This is a genomic window from Trueperaceae bacterium (assembly GCA_019454765.1).
Classification (GTDB): Bacteria; Deinococcota; Deinococci; order Deinococcales; family Trueperaceae; genus JAAYYF01.
The window spans coordinates 79,790-93,674 of record JACFNR010000004.1 but is presented as its reverse complement, the minus strand read 5'-3'; the positions used below and the strand labels follow the sequence as shown (position 1 = coordinate 93,674).

Here is a 13,885-nt window from a genome sequence, read left to right as displayed (position 1 = left end):
GCCCCCCCCCGTGTCCCTCCTGGCCGCGCCGCGGTCTCCGTTTTTTGCCGGCCCCCCGCGCCCTTTATCCCGTCGCGCGGTAACCCCCCCCACGGGGCGTAGCCGGCGCGACGGAAGCTGTCTTGGATCCTAAGGGCCCTTCGCCCGGCTGCCGCGCCTGTCTACCTCGCTGCGGCCAAGACGGGGCCGCCGAGAGCCGCCCTCACGAGCTCGGCGAGCGGGTTGGTCGAGTCGAGTAGGTCCGCGATCGTCGCGCCGTACTGCAGCGCCCCGAGGTCCGGCGCGCCGCCTGCATACGGAAGGCCAACGTCGACGCCGGCTTCGATGGCAGGGCTACCTGCGGACAGCGCCAAGAAGTCGGGGCTGGCGCGGTCCGTGCTCTTGAAACGCGCGTCGCCGATGCCGAGTTCCCAACTGTTGGACCGGGAATCCGCACCGCTCACCAAGTTGACCCTACCGTTGATGGAGAGGTTGTTGCGGAGGGTGACGGTGCTCCCCACGTCGAACGAGGACCCCGAGTTTCCGAACGCGGTGTTGTTGTAGAGCGTGATGAATCGGCCGCTGTTCTGACTGAAGCCGGTCGCCTTGTTCGCGAAGGCGATGTTGAACCGCGCCACCGTGTAGTTGGCCTCGCCGTTGCCCCCCAGCTTGAAGCCGTTACCGTTGCCGTTGGCGCCGCGCCCGTTGTCGAAGCTGATCGAGTGCTCGATGAGCGTGTTAGTGGAACGCCAGGCGTCGATGCCGTCATCGGAGTTGAAGTAGCTGATCACGTGGCTGATGACGTTGGAATCGCCGGCCGAGATGCCGAGTCCGTCCGCGTCCTCCCCGACCTTGCCGTTGCCGTTCACGGTATCGAAGTTGTCGTAGGTGACTATGTACTCGTAGCGGTTGCGGTTCCCGCTGTAGTTCTGGATCCCACTACCGTTGTTGCCATGCGTGACGATGCCGTGGAACAGGTTGTCGTTGGAGTCGCGTACGAAGATCCCCTGCTGCGGGCTGTTGCGAACCTCGAAGTTCACGAAGTGATTGAACGAGACGGCGTCCACCCACACGCGATCCTGGCTGGAGCCTCGGGCACGGTCGGAACCGTCCAGCACCGCCGTCTCACCCGGGTACGAGGCCCAGACGATCGGTTGGGCGGCGGTGCCGGAGGTCTTGAAGTGGACGTTGATCGGGTAGGTGCCGCCGCGCATGTACACCACGTCTCCCGGCCTAACCAACGCCGCCGCCTGAGTGATCGTGCGAAGCGGCGCCGAGGAGCTTCGACCCGAGTTGGCGTCGTTGCCGTTGGGAGCCACGTATAGGGTGGCTGGCGGCAGGTCGTAACCCCCACCGGGCGCCGGGCGCGACGGCGTTGGCGTCGGCGGCGTGGGTGTCGGGGTGGGGCTCGGGTCCGGGGTAGGCACCGGCTCCGGTGCGCCCGGGTCATCGCCCGGGCCGTCGGTTGGGCGTCCGACGCCATGCTCGAGGTCACCGAACGTGGCGGTGGCGATCTCGCCGCGGGCGTGGGCCGTCACCGCGACACCGATCAGGACGTCGTCACCGAAGGGAAGCTCGTACCGACCGAGTTCGCTCCACGTCACCCCGTCGCGCGACAGCTCACCGATGACGGTATCGCCCGCCCTCGTCAGCCGTACCCAGCCCCCCGGGGTCATGGTGGTGTCGTGCCCGGCGCTGTTCACGGTGCTGGCACCACGCGTCATACGTGCCTGCAGCACGGAGCCGTTCTGGTTGCTGATATGCAGGAGGACGTTCGGGGCCGAGGGGTCAAGGCTCTCCCGCAGCATCACGCCCGCTTTGGCCCACGGATCAACGGCACGGAAGTCCTTCACGCGCACCGAGATGAACCCGTCCCCCTCGAGGCGCGTGTAGACGAAGAAGAACTCGTCGCGCTCGTCCCAGATGTCGGTCCCCGAGCCTCGGACCTGGAAGTCCGCGCTCGTGGCGGACGGCGCGAGCGTGTTCGCGTCGTAACCGACCGGGCTCCATTCCCAACTCGCCTCTTTGGGCGGTTCTGCGGGCGGGTCGCTCGGCGTCTGCGGCGCCGGCGTCATCTGGCTGCAAGACGCGAGGATCATGAGGCCTGCGGCGACCATGAACCCCTTGAAAACGTTCTTCGCCGAACGAGTGGACGCTCGAACGGCGTCCTGCCTCGCGTTGCTCGTCGTTCGCATCCGAACCAACTCCCTTGGTTTGGATGCAACCTGCCTTCACATCATCCGGTCGGTTGCATCACTGGCTCCCCGCGTCCCTTGATGCCCAAGTTGGGATCCACGGCTCATCGCCTCCGGACACCTATTCGGCGTCCACGCATGTGGGTGCTTCAACACTTGTCGGTAGCTTGCAAGCACTCGACCGGTTGCGCTACTGGCTCCGCGTACGCCAAGCGCCCACGTTGCGGCGCACGCATCTCAGCCTCGAGTAGGGGGCCCTCTTCGACCGCCCGTGACGATCACGGTAGTACGGGTTGGTGAGAGGAGCTTATGACGCCCGTCTCATGTGGCGCTTCTCTCAGAGGCCGATGTCCGCCAACTCGCGGGCGAGCGTTGTACTCTCCGTAGTTGAAATGTGCGGCATCACCGGCTACGTCGAGACGCAGGGCTTCGATTCCGGCAAGGCAGAGGCGACCATCTGTCAAATGGCCGCGAAGCTCGCGCACCGCGGCCCCGACGACAGCGGCCATTGGATCGACGTAGACCACGGCGTGGTCCTAGGGCACCGCCGCCTGGCGGTCGTGGAGTTGTCCGAGGCAGGTCGCCAGCCAATGGCGTCGGCCAGCGGACGTTACGTCATGGTGTTCAACGGTGAGATCTACGACCACGATGCCCTTAGGGCCGCGGTGAGGCCCGCGCCGGCATGGCGGGGCCGCTCCGACACGGAGTCGCTGCTCGCCGGCTTCGAAGCGTTCGGGATAGCGGCGACGTTCGCCCGCTCCACGGGGATGTTCGCTGCGGCCGTTTGGGATCGCGAGGCGAGGAGGCTGACTCTGGCCCGCGACCGCTTGGGCGAGAAGCCCCTCTACTACGGTTGGCAGGGCTCCACGTTCCTCTTCGGTTCGGAACTCAAGGCACTGGCAGCCCATCCTGACTTCCAGGGCCGCGTGGACGATCCGGCGCTTGCGGCCTACTTGAAGTACGGTTACGTGCCGGCGCCACTCTCCATCTACGACGGCATAAGGAAGCTACTACCCGGCACTACCCTCACCTTGGCGCCGGCGCAGCGGCAGGTGGACCTCGTGCCGGACGCGTACTGGTCGCTGGCGGCCGTGGCGGAGCGCGGAGCAGAGCGGCCGTTCTTGGGTAGCGACGACGAGGCCGTCTCCGAGTTGGAACGGCTGATGGAGACCGCCATCCGGGGCCAGTTGATGTCGGACGTACCGCTGGGCGCCTTCCTGTCGGGGGGGATCGACTCGAGCGCGGTCGTCGCCCTGATGCAGCGCGTCGGCGGTAGCCCCGTCCGGACGTTCACCATCGGGTTCAGCGAGGCCGCATTCGACGAGTCTCGAGCGGCCCGCGACGTTGCACACCACCTGGGCACCCACCACTCTGAACTCCTGGTCACGCCCGCCGAAGCGCTCGAGGTCATCCCACGCCTCCCCACCATCTACGACGAGCCGTTCGGCGATGCGTCCGCCATCCCGACCTGGCTACTGGCCGGGTTGGCCAGGCGCGAGGTCACGGTGGCGCTGTCCGGTGACGGCGGCGACGAACTCTTCGCCGGCTACGGACGCTACCGACGCACGAGCCGGCTGTGGTCGCGCGTGGCGTCCTTGCCGCCACTAGGGAGACGCGCCGGCAGCCTGCTCCTCTCGGCCGTGCCGGACGCACTCATTCAGCGCGGCATGATGCGGTACTCGGTGGGCGACTTCCCTCACCTGTTCTCCGACCGGGTACGCGGCTTCCGCACGGCGTTCGCTGCCGATCAGGTCGACGCCCTCTACGACGTGCGCGTCTCGAACTGGCCCGACCCCGCCTCGGTTCTCAAGACAACCGCCGTGTCCGGTACCGCCTACGCGGCCTCGACGCCGTTCCCGCGCGCCCAGCCGACCGAGCGGATGATGGGGTTCGACACGCTGAGCTACCTACCCGACGACGTGCTCGTCAAGGTGGATCGAGCTGCGATGGCTCACTCCCTCGAGACTCGCGTTCCGCTGCTCGATCACCGCATCGTGGAGTTTGCGTGGTCGCTGCCCCACCGCTTCAAGGTGCGAGACGGTGAGGCCAAGTGGCTGCTGAAGCGAGTCCTCCACCGACATGTGCCGCCGTACCTGGTCGACCGGCCAAAGCAGGGGTTCGGCGTTCCCATCCACCAGTGGTTGCGAGGCCCGCTCCGTACCTGGGCGGAGGACCTGTTGGCGACCGACGCGCTGGAGCGGCGGGGCCCGTTCAGAGCGGCGCCGATCCGCGAACTCTGGCAGCAGCATCTAGCCGGGCGTGCCGACTGGCAGCACCGCCTTTGGCCCGTGCTCATGTATCAGGAATGGGACCGCGCGCGCCGTGGGTGACGCGCCGGCCGGTAACGGCAGCCGCTAGGCCCGATCCGGCGCCGGCAGGAGCTTGCGGTGGGCATCCCAGAAGCGTTCCGCCACAACGCGCATGTCGTACCCCTGTTCGACGCGCTCGCGCCCCACTGCGCCGAGCCTGCCTCGGGCCTCGGGGCCAAGGCGCTGCATGGCGCCGATGGCGGCCGCCAACGACGGCGCGCTGCCAGGTTCGGCAAGGAACCCCGCCCCGTCCACGATCGCCGGCACGTCCGAGACCTTGGTAGCCACCACCGGCTTGCCCATCGCCATGGCCTCGATGACGGCGTTGGGCGCGCCTTCCACCTCCGATGACAACACGAGGTAGTCGACGTCCGCGAGGAAGGCGGGCACGTCGTCGCACGTACCGACCAGTACGACGTGCTCACTCAGCCAAGCGTCTTCGGCGACCCTGGAGCGAACCGCGTCCGCCTCGGGTCCGTCGCCCGCGAGCACCAACCGGTCAGGGCGCTGTGCCTCGGGGAGCAGCATGAGCGACTCCAGGAGCAGGTCGAGGCGCTTCACGCCGTGGAAACGCCCGACGAAACCCGCCACCGTCTCCTCCGCCCGCTTCCTGAACTCGCCCCTCGGGAGGATCCTGACGGGGTCGAACCGCCCTAGGTCGACGCCGGACGGCACGACGGTGATGCGCTCGGCTGGGACCCCTTTCCTCTTCAAGCGTTCGGCGATGGCGTGGGCATTGGGGAGGAACCGTTGGGTGTGGCGGTCGAGGAAGGGGCGCAGGCGCAGGTGGACGCCCGTCCCCTCCTCGACCACGGACCGGTCCGATTGGACGATGGCCGGTACCCGCGCCATCACCCCCGCCAACCGCCCCCACGCGCCCGTCGAGGAGTCGAGCATTGCGTGTAGAACGTCGGGGCGAGAACGTCGCACTTCCCTAAGGAGGCGGGTGAAGAAGCGAGGAAACGACGTCTCCTCACGGTCTATCAACGTGTTCCTCACGCCTAGGTCGGAGAAGCGGCGGACCACCTCCGGCGAGCGCGGGGGCAAGAACGTGATCGTCTCGAGTCGGTAGTCGGCGGCCCACGGTGGCCGATCGGCTATCAACGACGCCAGCTGCAACTCCGTGCCCCCGACGGCGTAGCTTGCCATGATGAAGAGCACCTTGGGCGCGCGCGAGCCGCCTTCCGGCCGAACGGGTGAATGCATCGACTCACAGGATACGCGCCCACGGCACACCACGGCCCGCCCCAGTTGGTCGGCGCGCGGCCGCCGGGCACGCGGAGTAGAGTACCTCCGGTGTCGACCGCCAGGCTCCCCTCCTCCGACGCGGTCCCGGTGCGCCGCCGGGATGTGGGCCTGATCGTGTGGCTGGTAGTCGGCGCCGTAGCCGTCGGGGTCCTTGCCGCGTTCTCCGCCGAGGTGGCGCTGGGCACCGCGGTCGTCGTCGCCGTGACGCTCCTCTTCTTACGTAGCGCCTACAAGTCCGAGATCATCGTCGGCCTCTACTGGCTCGCCTTCTGCGTGTACGAGACGATCGTCAGCGGCTTGAGCATCACGGGCTTCTTCTACCCGTTCTACGCCGCGTTCCTGGTGAGCATCGTGGCCGCGGTGGTGGGGTCGGGCATCCGGGCACGCAACTCGTTCTTCTGGCTCCTCGTCGGATTCCTGCTCGTCGTCGCGGCGTCGTTCGTGGGTTTCATGCAACCGATCGGCTTCAACGTGATCCAGCGGGTGCTCGCCTACCTCATCGGGGCTGCCGTCTTCCTTCAGTTCCGGTCGCGGGGCGGCCTCGTCGTCGTGGCTGCAGCTGCGGGGTTCACCTCGCTCGCCCTGGCGACGTGGGTGGTGATCAGCGCAGTCCAGGGAGGCTTCGCCTACCGCGGCGACGTGAGCGTGAACGAGAACGTGGTGGCGTTCTACGTTGGGCTCGGCTTCGTGGTGATGGTGGCAGCGACACTGCGGACTCTCGGGGCGCCCGGACGCAGGTGGCTAGGTGTCGGGCTGCTCGTGCTGACAGGCGGCGCAGCCTACGCGCTGCTGTTGTTGGCGTCTCGCGGCATGGCTATTGCGGCCGGCTTGGCGCTCGTGGCCCTCATCGTGAGGATCGGACTCCAGGATTGGCGCCGCCTCCTTCCGGTGCTGGCCCTGTTGGCGGTTTCGGGGGCGGGGATGCTGCTTCCGGGCGGCGAGGGCCTCGTTCAGCGGTTCACTAGCGAACGCGTGGAATCGGGTGGGAGCCGCACCCCGATCTGGCAAGTCGTGTACGACGGTTACCGCGACGGTAACCTGATGGAGCTGGCGCTCGGCAACGGTTTCGAAAGCAGCGAGGACGTGGTGGAGCGCGGCTTCGGCACGCTCACGTCGACACACAACGCCTACCTGGAGGTGCTCTACGAGTTCGGCATCGTCGGCCTCGCGTTGTTCCTAGCGTTGCACCTGGCGCCCATCGTGGTCTCGTGGCGCGTGCGGGGCACCTTGGGGTTGGTGATGTACGGCCTGGCGTTCTTCCTCCTCGGCGCCGACGTGACCTCCACCGCTCCCGACGGGTTCCTCTACTGGACCGCGTTGGCGTTCGTCCTCGCCATCGGCACTTGGGCCCCGAACGCTGCGACGCCGCGCACCGGTCCCCAATCAGGCGCTGCGGCGTCGCGCGGCCAGAAGGCGCCCACCTAGGAGCACTAGGGCGACACCCAGCGCGTACACCACCACGAAGACGAGCATCCGGAGGTCGCCCTCGGCCAGGTGGCCGGGTCTCACGACCGCGGCGGTCAAGCGGGAGGCGCCCCAAGCGGCGGCAGCCAGAGCGGCGGCTGCCGCGAAGGCCTCGAAGCGCAGCGCGGTCAGCCGCCTATCGCGGGTAAGGAAGTAGAAGGCGCAGGTACTGGCGTTACTCACCACTGTCGCCGTCGCCACCCCTACCATCCCGAAGTCCTTGACGAGCGCGAGGCTCAGGCCTACGTTGACGACCGCACCGACCAGCGCCACGGTGGAGAGGCGCGCGAAGCGTTTATCGAGCTCCAAGTGGCGGTTCAGGTAGGACGAGAGCCCGCGGAGCCACATCGCCCCGGCTACGAGCGGTATCACGGAGCTCGCGTCGCGGTACTCCGGGCCGGCCAACAGCCGCGTGACGTCGGCGCTCGACACGATCAGGAACAAGACCGGCCCCACCGTGAGGAAGGCGTAGATGCGCTGCGCGTCGCGAAGGGCCTCACGAGCCGGCGCCACGCCGCCTTCCCGCCAGGCGTTCAACACGCTCGGCCAAGCCATCATGAACACGGCCTGGGTCAGGCTACCCACCAGGCGTTCGCCGATTGAGTAGCCAACGCTGAACACGCCGACCACGGCCGTCCCGAGGAACCCTTCCAAGATGAGTCGGCTAGCAAGGTTGTCGAGCCAGGCGGCCACCGAGAACGGTAGGGCCGCAGGCCCCGCCCTCAAGGTCTCGCCGACGCCGACGCGATCGATGCGGATAGGTCCGGTGAGCCGCCGCCACAGTACGGGCACCGCGAACGCCGCGCCCACGAGGTAGGCGACGGCCATGGCGGCGAAGAGGAGTTCGGCCTCCACGAAGCCGGCGTACAAGCCGCCGAGGGTGGCGCCGAACCGCACCAACCCGGAGCCGATCTCCGCCACCGTGAACGCCGTGCTGCGCTCTTCTGCTCTCAGGAGCGTGACTGCGTAGCCGTACTGATCGCCGATGATGAGCATGATCCCTGCGGCGAGCAGCACATCGAGGCTCACGACCATGAATCCGCTCCACTGCAGCGCCAGTACGACGACGGCATAGAGCGCGGACGCCATGACCGCCTGGGCCAAGGTGGTGCCAAGGTAGAAACCCCGCGTCGTGCCGCGGCCGCCGGCGTCGTAGTAGAGCCTCAGACCGACGTTGCGCACCCACCCCGAGCCGAACATGCCGACCAGCCCCGAGATGGAGAGGGCGAGCGCGTACTCGCCGTACTCGACCGGGTCCAGGAACCGGGTGACCACGGGGAGTAACAGGAACGCCAGGCCCTGACCGAAGACGACCGTGAGCAGGTACTGGACGGTCCGCTTGAGCTTCGGGTTCATGGTGGTCTGCGCACGCTCCAGGGGCCGCCCCGCATGTGGGGCGCGCAGTATTCTACGTCGGCGGCGCCGATGCCGACGCCTGGGCCAGCGGAACTACCGCGGTAGGCGCGCGGTCCGCGGACGATTCCGCCGGACGAGGGCGATGCTAGACTGCCCAACGTCGCCGTCAGCGGTTCCGGGCGCTGCGCCGAGGCGAGATGAGGTATAGATGGCAGCCAACGCTCGGCCCCTGCGGATTCAGTTCGTCACCACCTCGCTCATGCTCGGCGGGGCGGAGGGCCAAGTGTTCCTCTTGGCGGCAGAGGCCAAGCGCCGCGGCCACGAAGTGTCGATGGTCACCATGCGCGACCCGGAGGCGTTCGAAGACGAGCTCCGGACCCTGGGCATACCGCTCCACAGCCTGGCGATGCGGCGCGGCGTGGGCGACCCCCGTGCGCTGGTGCGCTTGGCACGCCTGGTACGAGCGGAGCGGCCTGACGTGGTGCATAGTCATATGGTCCACGCCAACCTGCTGGCGCGCCTCACGCGGCTCCTGGCGCCTATGCCTGTCCAGATCTCGACCGCTCACAACCTCACCGAAGGGGCTCGGTGGCGGGAGATCGCCTACCGGCTTACCGACCCGCTGTGCGACCTGACCACCAACGTCTGCCACGAGTGCGTGGAGCGCTACGTCGCGTCGGGAGCGGCGCCAAGGGGGCGCATCCGCTACATGGCCAACGGGCTCGACGTCGCGCGGTTCGATCCGCGTCCGGGTAGACGCGAAGCGAAACGACGGGAACTGGGCATCGACCCCGACACGTTCCTGTGGCTAGCCGTGGGCCGTCTCGAGGAGCAGAAGGACTACCCGAACATGGTGGCCGCCGTGAAGCACCTGGTCGAGGATGCTGGCTGCGCGAGACGGCGCTTAGCCGTGTTGGTCGCTGGTTCCGGCGACCAGCGCAGTCGCCTCGAGCAGCAGGTGGAGGCCGCGGGGTTGGCCGCGACCGTGACGTTCCTGGGCGATAGGGCCGACGTGCCCGACCTCATGGCCGCCGCGGACGCCTACCTCATGTCTTCCGCCTGGGAGGGGATGCCGATGGTCCTGCTCGAAGCGGGAGCCGCGCGTCTCCCCGCCGTCGTCACAGACGTCGGCGGCAACGACGAGGTGGTGTCGGACGGCGCCAGCGGTTACGTGGTCCCGCCTCACGATTCGGCCGCCCTCGGCGCGGCCATGCAGCGCCTGATGTCGCTCGAGCTCCCGGAGTTGGCCCGCTTCGGCGCCGAGCTACGTCGTCACGTCGAGACGACGTTCGGGCTGGGCGCGGTCGCGGACCGTTGGGAGGCCCTCTACCGCGAGCTACTGGCGCGTAAGGGACGGGCGTAGTGTCAAGCGACGGAACCACCGTACGCGGTGCCGGTCAGCGCCCACGCCTTCTCATCGCTACCAGCGTGCCCTCTACGCTGACTGCCTTCCTCCTCCCCTACGCGAAGCATTACCGTGACCGAGGCTGGCGCGTCGAGGCGTTGAGCAACGGCGTGAGCGGGGTGGAGAGGTGCATAGCCGCCTTCGACGCCGTTCACGACGTGGCGTGGACGCGTAGGCCCACCGACCCGGTGAACCTGACGGCGGTACCCGGCATGGTGCGCCAGGTGGTCGCCGCCGGTGCGTACGACATCGTGCACGCCCACGACCCGGTGGCGGCCTTCGTGACCCGCTTCGCGCTGCGCTCCCGGCGCGCACGGGGAGAAGTGAAAGTGGTGTACACGGCGCACGGCTTCCACTTCTTCCGAGGCGCGCCACGCACGCAGGCGGTAGTGATGCGGACCCTCGAACGGCTGGCGAGCGACTGGACCGACCGCCTCATCGTCATCAACCGGGAGGATCTCGCCGCAGCGCGCTCGTTCCCACTCGCGCGACGGGGCGGCCTGGTCTACATGCCCGGCATCGGGGTGGACACTGCCAGGTACGCCCCGGACGCGGTGAGCGAGGAGCAGGTGACGGCCCTCAGAACCGCCTTGGGTCTGTCACGGGGACAGCCGCTATTCACCATGATCGCCGAGTTCAACCCCGGGAAACGCCACCGCGACGCCGTGGCGGCTTTGGCCGCCAGCGGGATGCCCGATGCGGTGCTCGCCCTCGCCGGCGTTGGACCCCTCATGTCGGAGGTCGAGGAGCAGGCGCGGCGCCTGGGAGTAGGCGAGCGGGTGAGGCTGCTCGGGTACCGTGACGACATCCCCACCCTGATAGCCGCGTCGTCCGCGGTGCTGCTGCCGTCCGAGCGCGAAGGGCTGCCTCGCTCCCTGATGGAGGCCGCCAGCCTGGAGCGCCCCGTGATAGCGAGCCACATCCGCGGTGTCAGCGAGCTCGTGACGCCTGAGACGGGGTACCTGCACGGCGTTGGTGATACGGTCGCGATCGCGAACGCCATGCGAGCGGTGGTGAGCAAACCCGAAGCAGCGCACGCCATGGGCCGCAACGGTCGCCTCGCCATGCGTGCGTTCGACATCTCGAACGTGCTGGCCATGCACGACACGCTTTACGCCGAGTTGTTGGAGCAGAGGGCTACTGTGCGGCGGTGACGGGGGGCGCGAGTCGCGCGACCTCCGCCATCGAGTAGTTCCCGAAGCCGTACTGTTCCCGCAACCTCGCGTACAGCTCGAGATGCCCCCGGAGCGCTGTCAGGTTCCCCTCCAGGTTCGCGCCGAAGTTGTGCGGGTGCCACCAGAGGTGGAAGAGGGCGCCCCGCGCGGCGGCCGTGGTCATGCCGGCTGCGACGCGCCTCCAACGCAACGCTTCAAGGTACGGACGGTTCACCCTGGGTCGCAGGAAACGGCTCGAGCGGACGTTCGCGAGCCCGCCTGGCTGCGCCACCTCGTTCCAAGGAACGGCGCCGGGGCCGGTCAGGTCGAGGAAGACGTCGGCCAGCCGCACGGCCCTCACCGGGAGCGATCCGGAGGCGCCGGCGCGGGGCCGGTTGAACCAGTTGGGTTCGGCTCCCCGGTAGGCGGTGAAGCCGTTCCGCACGAGTGCAGGCAGGTAGTCGGCGCGGATCTGGTTGCGCGGGAACACGAGCGAGGTGACCTCGTGTCCGCGCGCCGCCGCTATCCGGCGGGCGGCCGCCAGGTCGGCGTCGAACTCCTCGAGCGTCTGTCCGGCCTCTAGGCAGTAGAAGTGCGAGAAGGTGTGGCTGGCGATCTCCTGGCGTGGCCGACTCGCGATCTCCGCGATCAACGACGGGGCGTATCGCAAAGGGTCGTCGGCCTCGCCCTCGCCCAACTGCTCCAGGTACGGATCCAGACGCCTGTCGACGTAGCTCGGGCGCTCGTCGGGAGCGAAGGACAGCAGTTCATCTCGCGATTCCGCGAACAGGAAACCTACCGTGGCCCAGGTCGCTGCCACACCGTGTTCCTCGAACAGGTCCAGTATGCGCGGCACGGCCTCTCGCGCGCCGTACAGGTTGGCTCGATAATCGCCGTCAACGCCCAGCGTGTCGAACACACCCCACGCCAGTTCGAAGTCGAGGGACACGACGAGGCCGCCGCGCGCCCCCGCTATGCTCACGGTCAGCGCTGTTTCACGCGGGCGCGTGCCCCGCGCGGTTGCGGGTCGGGTGGGGGCGTCTGGCCGGGCGGGCGCCCGCTCGCGGTCGCAACCCGAGCGCGCCGCGTGTTCCCGTTGCCGGTCAGAACGGCGCCCAGGAGGTGGATGCGGTTGGCATCGAGCAACTCGACGGCGTCGGCCACGTGCCTCCCGTTGCCGCCCACGGCGACCGCCAGGACGACTCCCGTGCAGGCCGGCGCGGCCGCCAAGGCGTCCGCGTAGGCGAGCATGGGCGGCAGGTCCACGACGATGGCGTCGTATCGTTGGCGCAGGTTGGCGATGAGCGCGTCGAAACCGAAGGCGATGAGCTCGCTCGGCTGACGGGCCGGAACGCGGGCCGGGAGGATGTCGAACGACGCCCGCGCGTCGCTGACCACCGTCACGGGCTGCATCTCCAAGTTGGGGTTCTGCAGGTAGGCGTCGAACGACGGGGTCTGCGAACGACCCAGGTCGATCCCGAAGCCGGGTCCCTGTTGGCGGAGGTCGGCGTCGATCAGCAGCGTGCGGAGGCCACTGCGCGCGAGGCCTTCGGCGAGTGACGCAGCGACGCCCGTCTTCTCTAGGTAGCTGTCGGGACTAGTGATGCCGAACACGACCGGGCGCTCGCCGCGCACGGAACGCAAGAGGTTCGCGCGGAAGAACCCGACGGCGTCGGCGGCGAGGCGGTGGCTACCGCGCCGGGTGCGCGGGAACACGGCGAGCACCGGCTGGCCGGTCAGGTCGGCCAGTTGCTCGCGGCTGGTCAAGCTATGGTTGAGCGACCAGCGCGCGAACTGGATCGCGTAACCGAACAGCAGGCCAAGCACGAGGGCCACGAAGACGTTGAACACTAGGCGTGGCCCGATCGCTCCGGCGGGTGGCTGCGCCACGCTGAGGTTCTCGAGCAACCCCACGACCACCGCGGAGGCACTCCGCGCACGCGCAGACTCCAACTCCCGTACCCGCTGCTCGCGGAGGGTGGCCCCAAGCGCCTGGAGCCGTTGCGCCTCGCCGGCATCGCCGGCACTCACGGCGGCGGCGATCTCGGCGTCGATGTCGCTGATGGAGCGCTCGATCGCTGCGATGCTGTTGGCCACCATGTCCCGAGCGCGGTCGCGATCCCAGTCTATGAGGGCGGCGGAGATGGCGTTGGCGTACGCTGCCGCACGCTCGGGATCGGAGTCGCGTACGGATATATGGATCACGCTCGAGATGTCTTGGTTCTCGACCGACACGCGTACACGCCGCTGGAACGCTTTCATGGCGGCCGGACCGCGGTCCACGCCATCGAGGCGCAGTAGCGCGTCGTGCATGAGGGTACTGTCCAGGAGCACTCGCTGGTAGACGCGCGGATCGACGACCGGCGGCCGGATCAGGTCGACGTTGCCGAAGGACGACGGCGGTTGTGAGGCGAGGAGGCCGGCCGACGCCTCGTAGACCGGCGCCATCCGCTCGGTCACGACGAACGCGACGATCCCCGCGATCAGCGCGGCAAGCAGCGCCAGCGGGGCGCCGCGTCGTAGGGCTCGCATCACCTCCGGAAGTCGGACTGTCCTGGTCTGCGCCATCGGCGGTTCGGCCGGCAACATGCTCAAGGGCTTAGCTCCCTCTCGGTTTCCCACGTCATCTCGTGCCCTAGGTTAGCAGGGCGCGGGCCGGGTGACCCGGCGCCGGCGGCACGACCTCCACGCTAGCGCCCTACCAGTCGTGGGGGCGCCCCCCCGGCGGGCCGGGGCCCCCCCCCCCCCCCCGCCGCGGGCGTTCGGAGCAACCCG

Annotated in this window: 9 protein-coding genes and 2 riboswitches; of the genes, 4 read left to right on the top strand and 5 right to left on the bottom strand. The window is 68.6% G+C overall.

Annotated elements, in window-relative coordinates; genetic code table 11:
- Window positions 1-161: 161 nt before the first annotated feature.
- Entirely contained in the window at window positions 162-2,096 is a 1,935-nt protein-coding gene (locus tag H3C53_02520) for a right-handed parallel beta-helix repeat-containing protein (protein MBW7915551.1), read from the bottom strand.
- A 116-nt stretch (window positions 2,097-2,212) separates the two neighbouring features.
- A riboswitch (cyclic di-GMP riboswitch) is annotated at window positions 2,213-2,298 on the bottom strand.
- A 46-nt stretch (window positions 2,299-2,344) separates the two neighbouring features.
- A riboswitch (cyclic di-GMP riboswitch) is annotated at window positions 2,345-2,428 on the bottom strand.
- A gap of 138 nt (window positions 2,429-2,566) precedes the next feature.
- Between H3C53_02520 and asnB the strand changes: the two genes are divergently transcribed.
- Complete coding sequence (gene asnB / locus H3C53_02515; GenBank protein MBW7915550.1) at window positions 2,567-4,504, top strand: asparagine synthase (glutamine-hydrolyzing); 1,938 nt, start codon at window positions 2,567-2,569, stop codon at window positions 4,502-4,504.
- A gap of 24 nt (window positions 4,505-4,528) precedes the next feature.
- On the opposite strand, the gene H3C53_02510 is transcribed toward asnB, so the two are convergent.
- A complete protein-coding gene (locus H3C53_02510) occupies window positions 4,529-5,689 on the bottom strand; it encodes a glycosyltransferase (GenBank protein MBW7915549.1) in 1,161 nt (386 codons plus the stop codon).
- A 90-nt stretch (window positions 5,690-5,779) separates the two neighbouring features.
- Between H3C53_02510 and H3C53_02505 the strand changes: the two genes are divergently transcribed.
- A complete protein-coding gene (locus H3C53_02505; GenBank protein ID MBW7915548.1) occupies window positions 5,780-7,156 on the top strand; it encodes an O-antigen ligase family protein in 1,377 nt (458 codons plus the stop codon).
- On the opposite strand, the gene H3C53_02500 is transcribed toward H3C53_02505, so the two are convergent.
- Complete coding sequence (locus H3C53_02500) at window positions 7,115-8,551, bottom strand: oligosaccharide flippase family protein (GenBank protein MBW7915547.1); 1,437 nt, start codon at window positions 8,549-8,551, stop codon at window positions 7,115-7,117. The two genes, H3C53_02505 and H3C53_02500, sit on opposite strands and share 42 nt — an antisense overlap.
- Window positions 8,552-8,759: 208 nt before the next feature.
- Between H3C53_02500 and H3C53_02495 the strand changes: the two genes are divergently transcribed.
- Window positions 8,760-9,914, top strand: coding sequence for a glycosyltransferase (locus H3C53_02495; protein MBW7915546.1), 1,155 nt, complete (start codon window positions 8,760-8,762; stop codon window positions 9,912-9,914).
- A 65-nt stretch (window positions 9,915-9,979) separates the two neighbouring features.
- Window positions 9,980-11,110, top strand: coding sequence for a glycosyltransferase (locus H3C53_02490; GenBank protein MBW7915545.1), 1,131 nt, complete (start codon window positions 9,980-9,982; stop codon window positions 11,108-11,110).
- Here H3C53_02490 and H3C53_02485 read toward each other — a convergent pair.
- Together H3C53_02485 and H3C53_02480 are read right to left on the bottom strand one after the other, a co-directional pair.
- Window positions 11,094-12,092, bottom strand: coding sequence for a polysaccharide deacetylase family protein (locus H3C53_02485; GenBank protein ID MBW7915544.1), 999 nt, complete (start codon window positions 12,090-12,092; stop codon window positions 11,094-11,096). The two genes, H3C53_02490 and H3C53_02485, sit on opposite strands and share 17 nt — an antisense overlap.
- A 2-nt stretch (window positions 12,093-12,094) precedes the next feature.
- Window positions 12,095-13,642, bottom strand: coding sequence for a hypothetical protein (locus H3C53_02480; GenBank protein MBW7915543.1), 1,548 nt, complete (start codon window positions 13,640-13,642; stop codon window positions 12,095-12,097).
- Window positions 13,643-13,885: the final 243 nt, after the last annotated feature.

Coding starts and splice junctions, on each gene's coding strand:
- asnB (MBW7915550.1), top strand. CDS start 2,567: ATGTGCGGCATCACCGGCTACGTCGAGACGCAGGGCTTCGATTCCGGC.
- H3C53_02495 (MBW7915546.1), top strand. CDS start 8,760: ATGGCAGCCAACGCTCGGCCCCTGCGGATTCAGTTCGTCACCACCTCG.
- H3C53_02520 (MBW7915551.1), bottom strand. CDS start 2,096: ATGGTCGCCGCAGGCCTCATGATCCTCGCGTCTTGCAGCCAGATGACG.
- H3C53_02480 (MBW7915543.1), bottom strand. CDS start 13,642: ATGCGAGCCCTACGACGCGGCGCCCCGCTGGCGCTGCTTGCCGCGCTG.
- H3C53_02510 (MBW7915549.1), bottom strand. CDS start 5,689: ATGCATTCACCCGTTCGGCCGGAAGGCGGCTCGCGCGCGCCCAAGGTG.
- H3C53_02500 (MBW7915547.1), bottom strand. CDS start 8,551: ATGAACCCGAAGCTCAAGCGGACCGTCCAGTACCTGCTCACGGTCGTC.